We start from the raw sequence: 15,719 nt of genomic DNA, 5'->3' as shown, positions 1-15,719 counted from the left end.
GTAGTTTTGCTGTATTTTGGATTCTATTGAATGGCGGTCACTTAAAACATAAATGGTTTAAAAATTAAGGCTCTTTTCGTAAAGATTGTTGTTTTTAAAACAAGGGTGATTGGAGCGGAAGTGCGAGACTCCTGCGGGAGCAGCGGGACAGGTGAGACCCCACAGGCGTTTACGTCGAGGAGGCTCACCGCCCGCCCCGCGGAAAGCGAGCATCTGGAGGGGAAATCAACCACACCGCACTACTTGGTAAATAGCAATAAAGTATGCGAAAACAGCCAAAATTAAAGATATGAAAAGTAGTCCAGATTTATAGATATTTCCACACCTAATCCTGCAAATATAAAAAGCACCCAATTTAATGGATGCTTAGATTTCCTTTCTTTCGTAATCTTATTTCAAATTTATCACTGAAAAACTCATTTGCATTAAAAATCGTACTAATGTCTGAAATATCACCTATGTTCACAATTAAGGCATCATCAACTTCTTGATCTGTGAGAACTATGCGATATTCATATTGATTTTCAAAGTATTTATCTTTCCAAAAATAAATATCTGTCCCTTGATTTTTATAAGAGCTCATCCTAGCTGAGGAATTGATGTTATAATCATCATATTTTACCAAGCCCCCTCTGTAAGCATAACCTTTTTCATTGAGTGTTCTAGTAATTCTGTCAATAAATTGCGATGGGGTAACAAAAATTAAGCTATCTCCGAACTCCCTGATCATTTTATCGATTTGTTCATTAGGTAAATCAAATTTGGTATAGTAATATTTTTCATCCTCGTTAACCACTTTTAACATATCGCCAATAATTGCAAACATACAATATAATGGTCTTTTTTCATTTATATTTTTTCTGAAATTCAATTTTTTAGTTCGCCCCGACATTATTAATTCATTGGTATCTTGAGTAAAAAAATTCATGGTTAATTCCGTAAAAACATGTGTTGCTTCAAATTTGTCTCCTACACCTTTTTCTCCTGAAGCACTTTCTATATCAATATACTTTTTGAAATTATTCATATATAAATCTCCAGACAAAAAACTTTCCACAAAAGGTGTGAACTTTATAAATCCAAAAACTTGACCTTTAAATCCAACGTCTGACATTTTCATACGCTGCATTCCCTCCTATTTAACTACTAAATTCACAAAAGGGACTAATCACCGGTATTTATTCCAAGACTATTATGAACGTTTACTGTTAGTGAACATGTACCAATGTATGCCTAGTTTACAAAGAATATACTTCAGTAAAAAACGCTTATCCAAAGGTATACAGTCTTTTCTTCTTTACAGTCTTCTCTTTAGCCTCTAATGATTTCATAATCTCTCCTAATAAAAAAAGCACCCAATTTAACTCGTTCATTTCATCAATAAAATCCTTGTAGAAAACTCTAGATGTAATGTGCTTGACACCTGGGGTTTACCCTTTCCCATTTCATTCTTATTTCTAGTTAGCCTAAAAACAGTTCTCCTGCTTCCAAATTAAAACCACAGTTAACCGTTTAAAAAAGTTATGTTAAAAAACGTTCACTAAAAGCAAAGACCATTAATTTCCTTCGAGTGAGGATTAACTAGCATCTAAATAATTTATAGATGAATTTTTTGATTTTGGGCAGTCTCCTTGTTTCATATGCACTGCTTTAATGCCAAGTTATCATTTCTGCATATATGCTCCGAAAAAATACGAAATAAACACTATCCACTTTTATTGCAGGGTTCTTTTTCAAATTTAATTAAAGCAGGCATCGTGAATATACCGAATATCCTAGGGCAGCGGTACTGTATAATGGAAGTATAAGTTTACTTATTTTTAATGCTGATTAATTGGCGTTCAGCTTATTAACTAATCTATCGGCAGAAAGGTTGGTAACTATTTTGAGTATAAATCCAAATATGGTGGAGATAGCCTCCCTCCTTGGGGAAACGTCACGTGCAACAATACTTGCAAGTCTGCTGGATGGGCGTTTTCATACGGCAGGTGAATTAGCGTTGATGGCTGCAATAACACCTCAAACCGCCAGCTTTCACCTTTCTAAGTTAGTGGAAGGAAACCTTGTTATAGTTGAAAAACAGGGACGACATCGCTATTATCAGCTAGCAAATGGAGAAATTGCGCACATTTTGGAATCGTTTCTTGCCATTTCCCCGCCTCCTGAAGTTCGGTCGTTAAAACAATCAAGTCAGGTCAAAATGCTTCAGGAAGCCAGAACTTGCTATGATCATTTGGCAGGAAAACTAGGCGTCCAATTAACTGAATCGATGTTGAAAGCCGGATATTTGAAAAAAGAAGAGCGGGAGTTTACAGTTACACCCAAAGGAGACCACTTTTTTTCAGAATTCGGCGTCGATTTACTTGATTTAAGAAGAAAACGCCGTTCATTTTCCCACTCATGTTTAGACTGGAGTGAACGTCAACATCATCTTGGCGGAGCTTTAGGAAATGGGCTTCTTACACATTTATTTGATTTAGGCTGGATAGACCGTGTTCCATCTATTCGCGCAGTAAAGGTCACACCTAAAGGGAAAGAAGGATTTAAAGAAGTTTTTTGCATAGAGGTATAATTTAATAATCCCTCATAGTGAAAAAGAAAAGGGCACTTTTCTTTTTCATCATGAGGGAATTTCTGTCTTTAGCGGCAAGAATCAATCCATACGATTACTATAAAGCTCTTTTAACGAATCTATTTTCCTTTTGGAAATTGCTATTTACAAGATAGATGCCAATGATGATAAACAGTCCGCCAATCAAGAGTGAAGTGTATATCTGTTCACCTAATAGTGCCCACCCTGATAATACACCGAAGAAAGGTGCCAAAAATAAAAAGGCACTTGTTTTTCCTGGATCACTCTTTTGTAAAAGGTAATACCAAACAGCAAATTGCACGATCGATGACATGATACTTAACCATAATAAAATGAACAACGAATTGCCATTCAGTATGAAAAATGGTTTTTCAAGAATAAAGCTGCCAAGTAAAAGCAGTAAACCGCCAAAAAGCATCTGATAGGCAGATAAAACCCATGTATCGGAAATCGCCCCCCATTTTTTCGCCAATAAAGTGGAAATCGCCCAGAAAACAGAAGAAAGAATGCCGAAAAGAATACCAACCTTAAATTCAAGTTGCGCGCCCATCGTTATCATTACTCCAACTAATCCTAATAAAACACCAATCCATTGATATAGTTTATAGCGTGTTTGTGAAAAGATCGTACCGAAAACAACAACAAGCAACGGGTTCGTGAATGTAAGAATGGAGGATTCACTTGCTGTAATCGTGCGTAAACTCAGGAAAATGCACCCCATTACTCCGGCTGTTTGAAAAGTGCCGATAATGAGCATTTTTATCCAATCCCCTTTAGAGTTTGGGTGCGGTCTTTTTAAAAAGATTACGATTGTCGCCATTATGAGTCCGGCAAGTGTGAAGCGTAATGCTGCTAATAATAATGGGGATGAATAAGGTAGACCAATTTTAACTACTGCAAAAGAAGAACCCATCAAAAATGTCGTTAAAAGTATCAACACTGTAAATTTGTAAACATTCATTTTTTTATCTCCTGACATATTTAAATGACCAATCTACAGATAGTATAACCGGTGATTATTTCAGCTCTCATCGAAATATGGAATACAAGTGGATCAAACTTAATTGTATCGACATATCATAGGGAATCTTCATAGTTTAATTGATATAAGTAACCTCTTTAAATCATCGTATTCATCTTTGAAATCAACTTAAGAAATAGAGGTAACCTCATCCTATTTTTCATATATTTCAAGAGGCAAATCATCCGGATCACTAAAAAAAGTGAACCTTTTTCCTGTTAACTCATCAACACGGATTGGTTCGACTGGAATGTTTTCATTTTCTAAATCTTCAATCGCTTGATTAATATCTTCCACTTCAAAAGCAAGATGTCTAAGCCCCCTAGCTTCAGGATAACTAGGACGATGCGGGGGATCAGGAAATGAGAATAATTCCAGCTGATATTCCCCTCCGACGATTAAGTCCAATTTATACGATTTCCTTTCTGACCGATATGTTTCCTTCTCGATATCACACCCTAAAATATTTACATAGAAGTTCTTTGACTTTTCATAATCGGAACAAATTATTGCTACATGATGTATTTTATTTACTTTCATTTGCTTCCTCCTTAAAAACATTGGTTATTTTAATCTGATTTTACCAAAGTTATACATTAATAAAAACTTAGATTTTAGTACTTCCCTCGGACTCTACTGCACGATATGGTATATTCATTTCCCTTTCACAGGTCCACCATTTAGATTAATTGCAGACATTAGAAAAGTTATATATTCATCATGGAAAATGCAAAGGCCATACTGTTTGATTAATATTATTGCTAATGGCGTATAAAAAAATAAAAAGCCCTGTTAGCTGAAATTCAGTAACATCAGGCTTTCAAGATCTAACCGGTTGAGTTTTTTACTATCTATATATGATTTCGAACAAACTTTTATAAATCATACCCACTTTTTCCTGCATTGATTTCAAACTATTTTACAGCAGGAATTGTTTGTGGATGTTCAGTCATGAAATTTTCCTTATCCGATTTCAAGGTCATGAAAGCGATAAAACAAACGACTCCGAATGAAACCAATAACCAAACAGCTCCATTAAACGATCCATCGAAAGCGTCTATGACAAAACCAATCGTTAAAGGAGCGATGGAGCCAGCCAATTGCATCTTTAAATTGACCACCCCCAATGCAACCTCCATTAGGGTGCAGTTCACTTCACGTATGCTTTTCTTTACCAGTTATTCGTTTTATCTAATAATTGATCAATATCAAATGCATCGAGATGAAATGGAATTGACTCTTCGGCAAGTTCTTCAGTAGCAAAAAGCAATTGGTCAATATCTATTATAGTCAAAAACAATTCCCCTCCCTTTTAATCACTTTACCCTCAAACATTACTTTAATAGTTAATTTTTTTGAGGGTATCTTTATTCAGAAATTGTTTGGATCCTTTTTAATTCTAGAATTTGAAGAATGAATAGCTCTTTATATGTAAATATTCATACACCAGAATACATTTCTAATAATTTCCATTATACCGCAAATAAAACTGTATAATTTTACAATTGTATAACAATTATCGTTTAGCATTTAACTTGTGTTTATCGAATTTTCAGTTGAGCCCAAAAAACCTCATGGGACTTTTTATTTTTGTAAGAATGCTAATAATATAGTTCTATAAGTAAAGCGATTCCAATAAAAGATTGCTCCCTATTGCGGAACAAGAACCGGTTGAAATAAAGCTAATTTCAGGAAATTCAAACCATATTCTTTTCCGGCTTTTACTGGTATAATATGGATGATTTTGTTAGTGAGAGGGGAGAAAAGATGAATCAACTTGTATTTAAGCAATTTGAGATGACGAGAGAATACTTCATCAAGAATGTAGAGTCCATTCCTAAGGAACTAAACGATGTGCAGCCAGATGGCTTTAATAACACAATTCATTGGCATACTGGTCACGTTTTGACAATTACAGAACAAACTATGTTTGGTTTCCCGAATGTAACAACCCATCTTCCCACGAATTATATAAAGTTATTTGGGAATGGCACAAAACCAGCTGATTGGACAGGGAATATACCTGCTATGGATCAGCTGGTTGTACAGTTGAAAGATCAATTAACTCGTTTAAAGCAAATTCCTCCTGAACAGCTAGATCAAGATTTGGATACACCATTCCTAGGATGTAAGACTGTTGGAGAACTTGCAGGTTTAACATTAATGCATGAAGCGACTCATATGGGGCAAATTCAGGCAATGAAGCGGATGATTGAGCAGGTAAGTCTCAAAAACTGAATTTAACAAAGTGTTATATTAAGATGAAAAAGCCAGTCTAATAAAACTGGTTTTTTCTTTGTTTGTTATATTTTATACATCATTAGTCTACATAACACTCTCTATTTTCATTACTCCACAAACGATTCTTTCTTGAACACACTTAATCTACTTATTTTTATTAAGCTATTCTGCCCCTTAGCCATAATTTATTTAAATAAGGTTTTCTATTATGTCAAAAAACAAACAACAGCAAAAAAAATAGACACTCAACTATCTGTAGCAACCTTTACTGGTACTGAATTAGGGCAAGAGCTTGCAAATATGTCAGTCATATCCATTAAGCGCAAAAATCAGCGCTCCACCTACAGAATGAAAATCGTGGAAAATCGTCCATACTCATTCTATGGCTGGGTGAGTAAGGCGATGAACTATGGTGCCAATAGAGCCCATTCGTTAGTCTGACTCCAACGGCCTCGGTGCATCACAGACTGTCGCTCCCTTAAGGGGTTGACAATAAATAATGGATGATAACAATACAACCAGGCTCGGTCCTTTTTTGGTGGATCTCATTAACTAGCTCACCTCGACAATTAACCCATGAGCTAGCCTGTTTTGACCCTGATGATGTAGATGTACAAGAGTTCCCAGATTCTCCTCTGAGGTTATTGTTTACTTTAAGGTATCCAATCCAACTTTAAAAAATGAGTTTAATCCATAAGCCACTGATTGAACCGTATTCGCATTATCCAATAGTGACTGTTTGTTCTCCCCAGTTGGATTCTCTTTTGCACGTATGAAGGAGGCTTCCAGAGCTGACAACTTTTGTTTCAACTCATTGATTTGCTCTTGGACTGAACCCTTAATTGCAGTAGCTTCCCTGAAGCACTGTTTACCTTTTGGACTAATCGTTGCTCTGCTTATCTTCCCAGTTGTACTCTTTTTGATAGCTATGAGCTTCTTGTTCGCAAGTATCACTAACTCAGCCCTTACCACTTCAAGATTTTTATCGTACTTTTCAGCAATTTTACTTACACATCTTTCTCTATTGCATTCCTCAAGGAAAGAAAGTATTTGCTTTTGTAGATGATTCATATTGGTTTCTCCTCTTAAGTTTGTTTCCAATTGCAAAAATTATAAAGTTTCTTTCTACCATTTCTTTAAAGTTTGCATACCATAAAACCCCAAAACACATATATTGTTTTTTCGTATTTTCTCTTACAAAAAAACACCTTTAATTTATCATAGGAACCACAGAATCTAATATAAAACTACAGAAACTAACAAATGTTTTTTAAATATTCAATCAATCGCACAAAAATTGGAAGTATACGCATTCATAACGTAAGGGAAAGAACGAGACAAGCATTGTTTAAGGATATAGGGACAAGAGGATCAAAGCCATTCGATTGCGGGAAGTATTAGGCTCAACAACTCGAAGAGTAAGAAAAACAGCTGCTATGTTAACCGAAATCGATGAATATAGTAAAAGGATCTAAGATCATCTCACCAAGAAAAGCTGGTGGCAGAAATTATGAAAGTAAATAAAAATATCCATATGGATTATACCAAGATAAAATTCTCTGGCACCCGTTAAGAAAACAGTTTTTTTCTGAAGTATATATCAATTGGGATTTTCCATCCTTTTCCCAAACAATAGTTAGCTCGGATTTTGAAGATATATCTTCTATAAATTCTTCATCACGATTTCTATATCCCTTTTCTCCGTATAAAGTTAAAAAGTCATTCTACCTTGTGAAATCATATTTCCACTCAAACGCTTTACTATTACCGCAACAGACTCGATTTTATGAGTCCCATGTATTTTCCTTTCGGATAATTGATTTACCGTTTTATCTCCAAGGCTTTTTACACTTTTAAATCTTTCGATTAATCTTTAAATATTCGTTTCCAATATCATAGTCAGTTCCTTCTAAAAATAGCATTTTGAAAATTTTACCACAACCATTAAAATAAAGTTTTCTTCTAACTGCCTATTTAGTTCATTAAGAAAAACCGAAATCAGGTCATTTCGGTTTTTCTTTTTTATAAACAGTACAACTTTTTTCTAATCCACAATTTCGATTCTTATCGCAGTTAAAACATCTATTAATATCCGATAAAACTTAACAACTTTCATTTTCTTTTCATTTGTATATTCCACAAAACTTTTGCCCTTTTTAAGCCATTAAAAACCCCTCAAGATAGTAGTTGTAACATCGTTTGTTCGTGATCTTGTTACACTGCCTACCTTAAGGGGATAATATGACTAGAAAATCCAAGTATCTAACTCTCTCGTGTCTATATTAGTCCATATTGATTTGAACTTGCCCAAAACTTTCGAACTTCTTATTAAAATCACTTGAAGTAAGGTCAGATATATGAACACCAGTATTCCTTGTTGTATGAATAAAACGACCATCCCCTAGATAAATACCGACGTGGGTTATCTCTTGACTTAAGTCTGTATCTCTAAAAAATACTAAGTCCCCTGCCTTTGGATCTCTGAGTTTCGGCAGCAAGGAATAGTAGTCCGCTGCCGAACCCCGTTTAAGGGAAATGCCCTGCTCCTTCATGGCCCAATAGATAAAACCGCTGCAATCCATTCCAATCATCGGATCATATTCTCCGAAAACATAGGTAAATCCACGTAGAGTATAAGCATACTTTATGACATCATAAGCTTTATCATAGGAAGCCTCTTGATTTGCATAAAATGGATACAAGGGACTGCTGTATATTTGAAGATACTGTCCCTGCATCAAGCTATCAGTTGGTAACGCGTTACGCTTTTTGATTGTATCCACCGATACACCGTAATTATCCGAGATACTTTTAAGTGTTTCATTATTTTGAACGACATGCTCTCCTTTTGGTGTATATGTTTTATACTCGGCTTGGTATTGTGCAAAATATTTTTCTATGGTAGATCTCACCTGGACTGTCTCCGCTCCGTATCCAGAATTAACGAACTGATTTCCCCCCAGATAGATCCCTGCGGTCACGACTTTTGAACTCCCCTTTTCCAGAAAAAATATAACATCTCCAGCCTTAGGAGTATTTGTATCCATTCCTTGCTTATAATAGCCTTCAACTGACAAACGGTCGATAGGCACCTTTTGCCGGGAGAGTACCCAATGAATCAATCCGCTAGAATCAAACCCTTTGATAGGTGTCTCTTGTCCAGCCGTTTTTTTAAATCCTGTAAAAGTTTTCGCATAATTCCCAATTTGTTTCCCTCTCTCTGACCACTGATAGTTCGAAGGAGTATAAGCATTTTGAATGGTTAACTTCTGGCCAATATATAACTTACCATCCGGTAAACCATTCATATCCATTAATTGCTCTGTCGATATATCATAGATCGCTGCAATCGATTCTACCGTTTCTTGAGAGGATACAGTATGCACTGGATCTGCTGCTTCAACTTTTAAGCCAGATAAAAAAGTAAAACTAACCATGCCTAGTAATAAAAACAACATACTACCTACTATTTTTTTCGCCATTTGACCCTTCCTTTATCATACAGATTTTGTTCCTTCCTATTGAAATTATGTAATAAAATATCAACTGTATAACTTTAACATAAAAATACTATTAATTGGATTCACTTCCACTTTCATCAATGAACTAACCTTCTCTTTTGATTATACTTTTGCGATATTAATATAAGGCCATTTTGTAAAAAAATGCCCCCTCGCAAAAGTGTCTTTTACGAAATACGCTATTAAGCTAATTATAGGATCAACAATAAAAATGATATGACGCGAAATTTAAAAAGCTCAGTTCCAAAGTAAAAAAGAACTGAGTTCAGACTGTAGACGAACTCGCTGAAGAACAAGTTTGTCTCCATTTTATTTAGGTATATAAAACCTTGAACGTCGCTTGGAACATAGGGCCTCGTTTTTCGCGGGCGGTTAACATAAAAATTACTGAATTCCCTCTCGTTTCTTCTTCCAAGGAAATGTTTTTTAGCATTCCCCGGTATTTTTTTATAATATGCAAAAAAAAGAGCCCTCCAGCAGAGTTGAGTAACCTAACACCACTCATCTTACGGAAGAAGCTCAATTTCACATGCAATTATCACATCTAACGATTTTCCTGATTGATAGAACCAGCTATTAACCCTTACAAGGTTTTATACTGCCGTATAACCGCCGTCGACAATTAGGCTAGTGCCAGTAACAAATGATGCATCGTCACTTGCAAGGAAGAGAACGGCTTTAGCCACTTCTTCCGCTCTGCCTAAACGGCCGATTGGATGTAAATCGATCAAACCTTGTCTTATTTCACCTTGTGCTTCGGCAATAAGTGGTGTATCAATATATCCAGGGCAAACTGCATTGACACGAATGCCATCTTTCGCATAAGTCGCACCTAATGTTTGTGTTAATAGTTTGACACCGCCTTTAGCAGCAGAATAGGCTGTTACCCCCGGTTTCCCTGCATGGCTATGGATGGATCCCGTATTGACAATGGCGCCGCCAGTAGATTGTTTTTGCATTTGCTCTATCGCATATTTATCGGATAGGAAGACACCGGATAAATTAATATCAATCGTTTTTTGCCATTGCTCGTAACTTAACTCATGGATGTTTCCGTCTCTGGCAATTCCTGCGTTTGCGAACATGATATCCAGTTTTCCATATTTGTTAACCGTCTCTTCGATCATATTCTTGACGTCATTTTCATTCGTCACGTCAGTTTTAACAAAAAGAGTATCATACCCTTTTCCATTTAACTCTTCTGACACCGCTTGTCCATGATCAGCAAAATCGGCAATGACCACCTTTGCTCCTTCTTCTGCAAATAATTGAGCCGTACTTGCTCCAATCCCGCTTGCTCCCCCTGTTACGATTGCCACTTTATTTTCTAATCTCATATCTAAACACTCCTTAGTTTTAGTTACTACTATCCGCTAGAAAGCCAGGTTTTAGCGGGCAGTCGCTCCGCCGTCTATCACAAATTCAGTACCCGTCGTATAGGAAGACTCGTCCGAGGCAATGAAAAGCACTGTATTCGCCACATGATTGACGCTGCCCAGATGTCCCAACGGGAATTCTTTACCCCATTCAGCTTTTGAACTGCCCGTTTGTTCAGAAGCATAGTCCGCCATCCCGGTATCGATATATCCTGGATGAATCGAGTTTACACATACCCCTTTTGAAGCATACTCGATGGCAGCATCTTTAGTCATAGTCCGGACCGCTCCCTTGGTTTTCGGTTAGGCCTATTGAAGTAAAATTGAAGTAAAATTGAATTACCTTTAATCATTGTGTAAGCCAAATTAAATCCTTACATAGTTAGTTGTTGAATATATCATTTACATTAGCTGCCATATCATGATCATTGAAAACAGGTTTGAAGAAAGATTCTGTCATGGCAGCCCGCAATCCACTTTTGAAGGATCAATTCATGTACTCATATTTATAATCGCCTGTTATTTTAATAGCAACTTCCACCTGAATATTACGGATTGATCCTTCATTAAGGCTAAAATCCTCTTTAGAAATTTCTTTCCATTTTTTCAAATCCTTTCTGTAGATAACTCCTTCTAAATTATAGATGTCTATATTTTTTTCAAGAGCATATTTGTAGGTATCCCTGATTTCTTTCTCTAATGCCCCTTGGATTTTTTCTTTAAGGTGGGGTAAGGAGATGTTTTCTTCCATATCCGTTATGGCACCTTCTGCTTCAATTGAAATATCGAATTCGACTGCATCATTTACATAGATAGGCTTTATATTGAATTTTGGCCTCATTAGAGATATTTGAACATTTTTGTTTTTGTTGATTTTTATTCCAATTGGGGACCTTACCGTTGATTTTGTTAACCATCTCATCCCCCCAAGATGTTTATTTGCTATCTCCCCCTTTAGCTGATTATTTTTAATAAAATAGGACCCTGATAGTTTTACGGTGTTCTGTGCTTTTTCTTTTGCTTTCCATACCTCATTTTTTAATGAAATCTTCGGTAGTTTTATTGTCATCCCTGTTTCATAATTTTGCGTATAAAATCTTTGGATCCTGATGGGTTCGACAAAGGATCTTAATTTATAAATATCCATCGGATTGAAAATGCTTGTTTGCACTGAAGAGCCGAATAAACTATTGACAAAGAGAATCTTTTCTAATGAATCATCCGTTCCATATAACCAAGTTGTTTCCCTAATTTGCTGAAATCTTAAAATGGGGTCGTTTACGTTGTCCAATCCATGTTTTAGTAAGCTTTCAGAGAAAATGATCAATTTAACATGAGCCCAATAAATATACTGGTTTGACCTTTTATAAATGTCATTCATGGCCTCATTCATTGTTTTCCCGCGTCCCTTGGCGACCCAAACAGGTGTTGGTTTTGGTTCCAAGCCTTCTTGTTTAGCCACACCGGCAAAAGACGTCACCTGCACATAAATGACATACTGCCCATTCTGATAATCTATTCCCATTGCACTTATATATTGAATATCTTGAATATCCTTGGTATCCCAGCAGCCACTTAAAAGAGCAACGCTCATTACGAATAGTATAAATCTAAGGATCATTTTCATTAGCGATTCCCTTTTGTTCTGTCCTTTGTTTTCAGCATTTCGGCTCGTTTCTTTCTAAAGAGATATGGCTTCACAAAGACACCGCCCCCTAAAAGATCTTTCAAGGATAGTGGTGATATAGGCGCTAAGTAGGGTAAACCAAAAATCTGCAGCCTTGATAAATAAAGGACAATAGAGAAAACACCGAGAAAGAATCCGAATAAACCTAAAACAGAAGATAGAAATAATACAAAAAACCTGGCCATGCTTACAATTCCACCTAAAGATTGATTGATTAATGTATAGGTGGCTACCGCAGTAGTACCTGCCACCACCAACATCGTCGGGGATGTAATCCCTCCTCTGATTGCCGCATCCCCTATAATTAACCCACCCACAACGGCAAGTGATTGACCGATTGCTTTTGGGAGTGTGATCCCTGCCTCTCGAAACAACTCAAATAAACCCAAAATCAAGAAGGCCTCTTGTTGAGGTGATATAGGCAACCCAAATCTAGATACGGTTATTGTCGCCAAAAATGGGAAGGGAAGCTGGTCTAATTGAAATGATATTAGTGCTATATAAAAACCTGGCAGAAATATTGATACCATTAGTCCGAAAATGCGAAATAAATATTCGAAATTTGTATAGTAAGATGGAGTATGACGATCTTCCGCGGCTTTTAACAATAATGCAATATTGCCTGGTCCAATTAAGGCAGTTGGTGACCCATCCACTAAAATGGCAAAGCGCCCATTATTTAAACTGGCTACAGCATAATCCGGCCTCCCTGTATAATCAAATAACGGGATCAGGTTGAACTTACTGTCTGATAAAAATTCTTCAAGTTCAGTAGTTCCCAACAAGATATCTGTGTTTATTGAGGAGATTTTCCTTTTTACTTTTTCAATGGTTTCTGGATTTACAACATCCTTCACATATAATAAATTGATTTTTGTCTTGCTCCTTTTGCCAATAGTAAATGCTTGATTTACGAGTGATGCCGTTTTATATCTTTTTCTGATCAACCCTAAATTAACAGAGATATCTTCGATAAATCCATCACGTGGACCTCGGATGGAAATTTCACTACTTGTTTCTTCGGGACTTCGATTCGGGATGCTTGGTAGGGAAAACATAAATAATAATTCCAATTCTTCAAATAGCATCAGGACCATCCCGGAAAATACGTTTTCCTCCACATCTTCTTTTATAGTGGAGGAAGGGAAAACCCTACTGACTTTAAATTCGTCTTGCGGATCCTCTATAACCTCTTCTTCCTTCAGTTTAGAATTAATGAATACACTACCTTCAAGCCGTGCTACTGATTCCCACAATTTTTTGACATCGACCAACACCTCTGAATAAATCAAAGTACAAATAAGGGCCGGATCTGTTTTCCCCTCAGATGTAATCATATGCCTTTTGAATTTTACATCCGAGCTCATTCCGAATAGTTCATTGAAATATTCCGTCGTTAGTTGGATTTCCGAAGAACTCCCCTTATTTGCCTTGTTCAATAGAGGCTCCATTCTTCTTCACCCTTTCTTTCAAAAAAATGACTATATTAATGAAAAAGGTTATAACCAAAATGCTAATCACACTCAATTTAAAATAATATCGTTCCGTAAAATTCCTGTATGCTGGAATGTCGATTGGTATACATAGCGCAATGATTAAGGAGACTGATATAGCAAGCAATACAATATTTTTTATTTTCTTTGTTTTAATTTGAAACAGTTCCCCCATTAGGAATATCGATAACGAAACACGGATAAATGCACCTGAAAGCCATTGGTATATTGATAAAAAATCCAGCCGGTTCAAATACTTACCCATGGTTAGTAACCGCCATTGAGCGTATGCAGGATTGCTTATTTTTGCAGCCTGTACCGGACCAAACTCTGTAATGGAGCCTATTATGGGTCCCATGCTGATAAACAAAAGAAATAAACCTAAAAAAAATAAACTCCTGAACTTTATATCAGTCTTTACAAACTGTTGAATTAAAACGAGAAGAAAGATCTCTGTAAAACCTCCACCTAGTATTACGATACCGTCCCAAACAGGTGTAATCCCATTTTCAAAAATAGGGAAAAGCAAGGAGTAATCCTTATACTGTATATTTGCCGTCATAATCATAAATCCAAGTACAACAACAAGGGGTAAAACCAATCCCCCGGCAATGGCTATTGTTTTGATTCCAGCCTCGGCAGCAATAAAACATAGAATGATGAAAGGTATGAATAATATATATTCTGGCGTTTGAATCATATAAGTACTTTTCACCCAGGAAAATGTGCTATATAAAGTGACAAATAAGTTTAATGAAATATATAAGAAAAGAAGGATTTTTATGGTCCAGGCGGCGAGCGGGTGACTGTGAGTATGAAGCCAACCAATGATATGCTGTTGCTTTGTTTTACTTATTATCCAATAAACCATGGGAAGCCATAATAGAAAAAGCATCCCGGTTACTAAAGTACTTATCCATGAATCTCTTCCGGATGCACCAAGCAGTGAAGGCAAAACGATAACATGGTTCATCAACCCAATAGATAGAATCAGTACCATTATTGCTTGAAAAGTAGATATACTTTTTATCATGTGACACATCCCCTCTCTTTTAATATGAGGAGCCATTTTTGTTTTTATTCATACGGTGCATCATTTCTTTAATGGAGAGACAGATAGGTAATTGAGTCCCTCCCGACAATAAGCTCCGCTGAATCACCTGCCATTTATCATCGGCTTTGCAATGAGTAATTTTAGAAGCATTTTTTGTTTACATGTCAAAAAAGTTTTGTACGTCTTCATCAAACGCACTACAGGCACCAGCTTTTTTTATGATGGTGCCTGTTGGCGTTTTATCCCTTATAATGTATCCTCTGAGTATGAATGGCACTTTAAGATGTTAGCTTTATAGGTTCTTCATTGATAGTTTTTTCTATACTGCTGCATTCTGCTTGATCCTCTTTAATCCATTTAATGAGAGATATCGATGCCATCGCCATAATTAAGATGAGTGTAACGTAGGTAACGAAGACTACTGGTTGAAGTGCATGCAGTCCTTCTCCAAACATCATGGAAAACGCTAAAGTTCTGTGACCAAAGTCCAAAATATTTTGTGCCATCCAGCTAGCTCTTAATCTAATGACAACTTTTTTGATGCTGCGCTTGCTACTGTGAATGACGAAGAGTCTAGTGTCACTAAAAGAAAAATAAGCGTGATAATGTTATGGAAAACAAGGCAATACTGAAGCCGGGAAGGCTTTGGTAAATGGCAGCAATGGCAAAAAAAGCACCTCCAATTGTTAGAATGATGTCTAACAATTGGAGGTGCAGTTCAAACTTGAAGTCT

General features: G+C 36.4%; 16 protein-coding genes and 2 pseudogenes. 3 read left to right on the top strand and 15 right to left on the bottom strand.

What is annotated here, in order from left to right; genetic code table 11:
• Positions 1–355: 355 nt before the first annotated feature.
• A complete protein-coding gene (locus AC2YHV_RS26490) occupies positions 356–1,120 on the bottom strand; it encodes a hypothetical protein (RefSeq protein ID WP_487374484.1) in 765 nt (254 codons plus the stop codon).
• A 765-nt stretch (positions 1,121–1,885) separates the two neighbouring features.
• Between AC2YHV_RS26490 and AC2YHV_RS26485 the strand changes: the two genes are divergently transcribed.
• Positions 1,886–2,572 (top strand): ArsR/SmtB family transcription factor, encoded by a 687-nt coding sequence (locus AC2YHV_RS26485; RefSeq protein WP_487374483.1) that lies wholly within the window; start codon positions 1,886–1,888, stop codon positions 2,570–2,572.
• A 97-nt stretch (positions 2,573–2,669) separates the two neighbouring features.
• Here the strand turns inward: AC2YHV_RS26485 and AC2YHV_RS26480 are convergent, their stop codons facing one another.
• The 4 genes from AC2YHV_RS26480 to AC2YHV_RS26465 form a co-directional block, all read right to left on the bottom strand.
• Entirely contained in the window at positions 2,670–3,554 is an 885-nt protein-coding gene (locus tag AC2YHV_RS26480; protein WP_487374482.1) for a DMT family transporter, read from the bottom strand.
• Positions 3,555–3,767: 213 nt separating this feature from the next.
• On the bottom strand, positions 3,768–4,154 hold the full coding sequence (gene gloA2 / locus AC2YHV_RS26475; protein ID WP_187049170.1) for an SMU1112c/YaeR family gloxylase I-like metalloprotein: 387 nt from the start codon (positions 4,152–4,154) through the stop codon (positions 3,768–3,770).
• A 374-nt stretch (positions 4,155–4,528) separates the two neighbouring features.
• Complete coding sequence (locus tag AC2YHV_RS26470; RefSeq protein WP_057276196.1) at positions 4,529–4,741, bottom strand: hypothetical protein; 213 nt, start codon at positions 4,739–4,741, stop codon at positions 4,529–4,531.
• Between the two features lie 44 nt (positions 4,742–4,785).
• Positions 4,786–4,908: a hypothetical protein gene (locus AC2YHV_RS26465; protein ID WP_255294707.1), complete on the bottom strand. Its 123-nt coding sequence runs from the start codon at positions 4,906–4,908 to the stop codon at positions 4,786–4,788.
• A 473-nt stretch (positions 4,909–5,381) separates the two neighbouring features.
• Between AC2YHV_RS26465 and AC2YHV_RS26460 the strand changes: the two genes are divergently transcribed.
• Both AC2YHV_RS26460 and AC2YHV_RS26455 read left to right on the top strand, forming a co-directional pair.
• Positions 5,382–5,852 (top strand): DinB family protein, encoded by a 471-nt coding sequence (locus tag AC2YHV_RS26460; RefSeq protein ID WP_487374481.1) that lies wholly within the window; start codon positions 5,382–5,384, stop codon positions 5,850–5,852.
• A 303-nt stretch (positions 5,853–6,155) separates the two neighbouring features.
• Complete coding sequence (locus AC2YHV_RS26455) at positions 6,156–6,296, top strand: hypothetical protein (RefSeq protein WP_487374480.1); 141 nt, start codon at positions 6,156–6,158, stop codon at positions 6,294–6,296.
• Positions 6,297–6,503: 207 nt separating this feature from the next.
• Here the strand turns inward: AC2YHV_RS26455 and AC2YHV_RS26450 are convergent, their stop codons facing one another.
• From AC2YHV_RS26450 to AC2YHV_RS26405, 10 genes and pseudogenes are all read right to left on the bottom strand, one after another.
• Positions 6,504–6,926: a hypothetical protein gene (locus AC2YHV_RS26450; RefSeq protein WP_034313108.1), complete on the bottom strand. Its 423-nt coding sequence runs from the start codon at positions 6,924–6,926 to the stop codon at positions 6,504–6,506.
• 437 nt (positions 6,927–7,363) lie between these two features.
• Positions 7,364–7,525: pseudogene (locus AC2YHV_RS26445) on the bottom strand (hypothetical protein); the annotation flags it as partial.
• 41 nt (positions 7,526–7,566) lie between these two features.
• Positions 7,567–7,722, bottom strand: a complete 156-nt coding sequence (locus tag AC2YHV_RS26440; protein ID WP_487374492.1) for a DUF1572 family protein — start codon at positions 7,720–7,722, stop codon at positions 7,567–7,569.
• A gap of 415 nt (positions 7,723–8,137) precedes the next feature.
• Positions 8,138–9,337: a C40 family peptidase gene (locus AC2YHV_RS26435; protein ID WP_487374479.1), complete on the bottom strand. Its 1,200-nt coding sequence runs from the start codon at positions 9,335–9,337 to the stop codon at positions 8,138–8,140.
• Positions 9,338–9,969: 632 nt separating this feature from the next.
• Complete coding sequence (locus tag AC2YHV_RS26430) at positions 9,970–10,713, bottom strand: SDR family NAD(P)-dependent oxidoreductase (protein WP_054396643.1); 744 nt, start codon at positions 10,711–10,713, stop codon at positions 9,970–9,972.
• Between the two features lie 51 nt (positions 10,714–10,764).
• Positions 10,765–11,049, bottom strand: a pseudogene (locus tag AC2YHV_RS26425) (SDR family NAD(P)-dependent oxidoreductase); the annotation flags it as partial.
• Between the two features lie 190 nt (positions 11,050–11,239).
• Positions 11,240–12,379 (bottom strand): Ger(x)C family spore germination protein, encoded by a 1,140-nt coding sequence (locus AC2YHV_RS26420; RefSeq protein WP_487374478.1) that lies wholly within the window; start codon positions 12,377–12,379, stop codon positions 11,240–11,242.
• Positions 12,379–13,890, bottom strand: a complete 1,512-nt coding sequence (locus AC2YHV_RS26415; protein ID WP_487374477.1) for a spore germination protein — start codon at positions 13,888–13,890, stop codon at positions 12,379–12,381. The genes AC2YHV_RS26420 and AC2YHV_RS26415 overlap by 1 nt, the downstream gene beginning before the upstream one ends.
• On the bottom strand, positions 13,862–14,965 hold the full coding sequence (locus tag AC2YHV_RS26410; protein ID WP_487374476.1) for an endospore germination permease: 1,104 nt from the start codon (positions 14,963–14,965) through the stop codon (positions 13,862–13,864). The genes AC2YHV_RS26415 and AC2YHV_RS26410 overlap by 29 nt, the downstream gene beginning before the upstream one ends.
• A 299-nt stretch (positions 14,966–15,264) precedes the next feature.
• Positions 15,265–15,492: a hypothetical protein gene (locus AC2YHV_RS26405; RefSeq protein ID WP_487374475.1), complete on the bottom strand. Its 228-nt coding sequence runs from the start codon at positions 15,490–15,492 to the stop codon at positions 15,265–15,267.
• Positions 15,493–15,719: the final 227 nt, after the last annotated feature.

Source organism: Peribacillus sp. SRI_006, from assembly GCF_057586375.1.
Note: the sequence above shows the minus strand (reverse complement) of the source record. Positions and strands in the feature narration are given on the sequence as shown.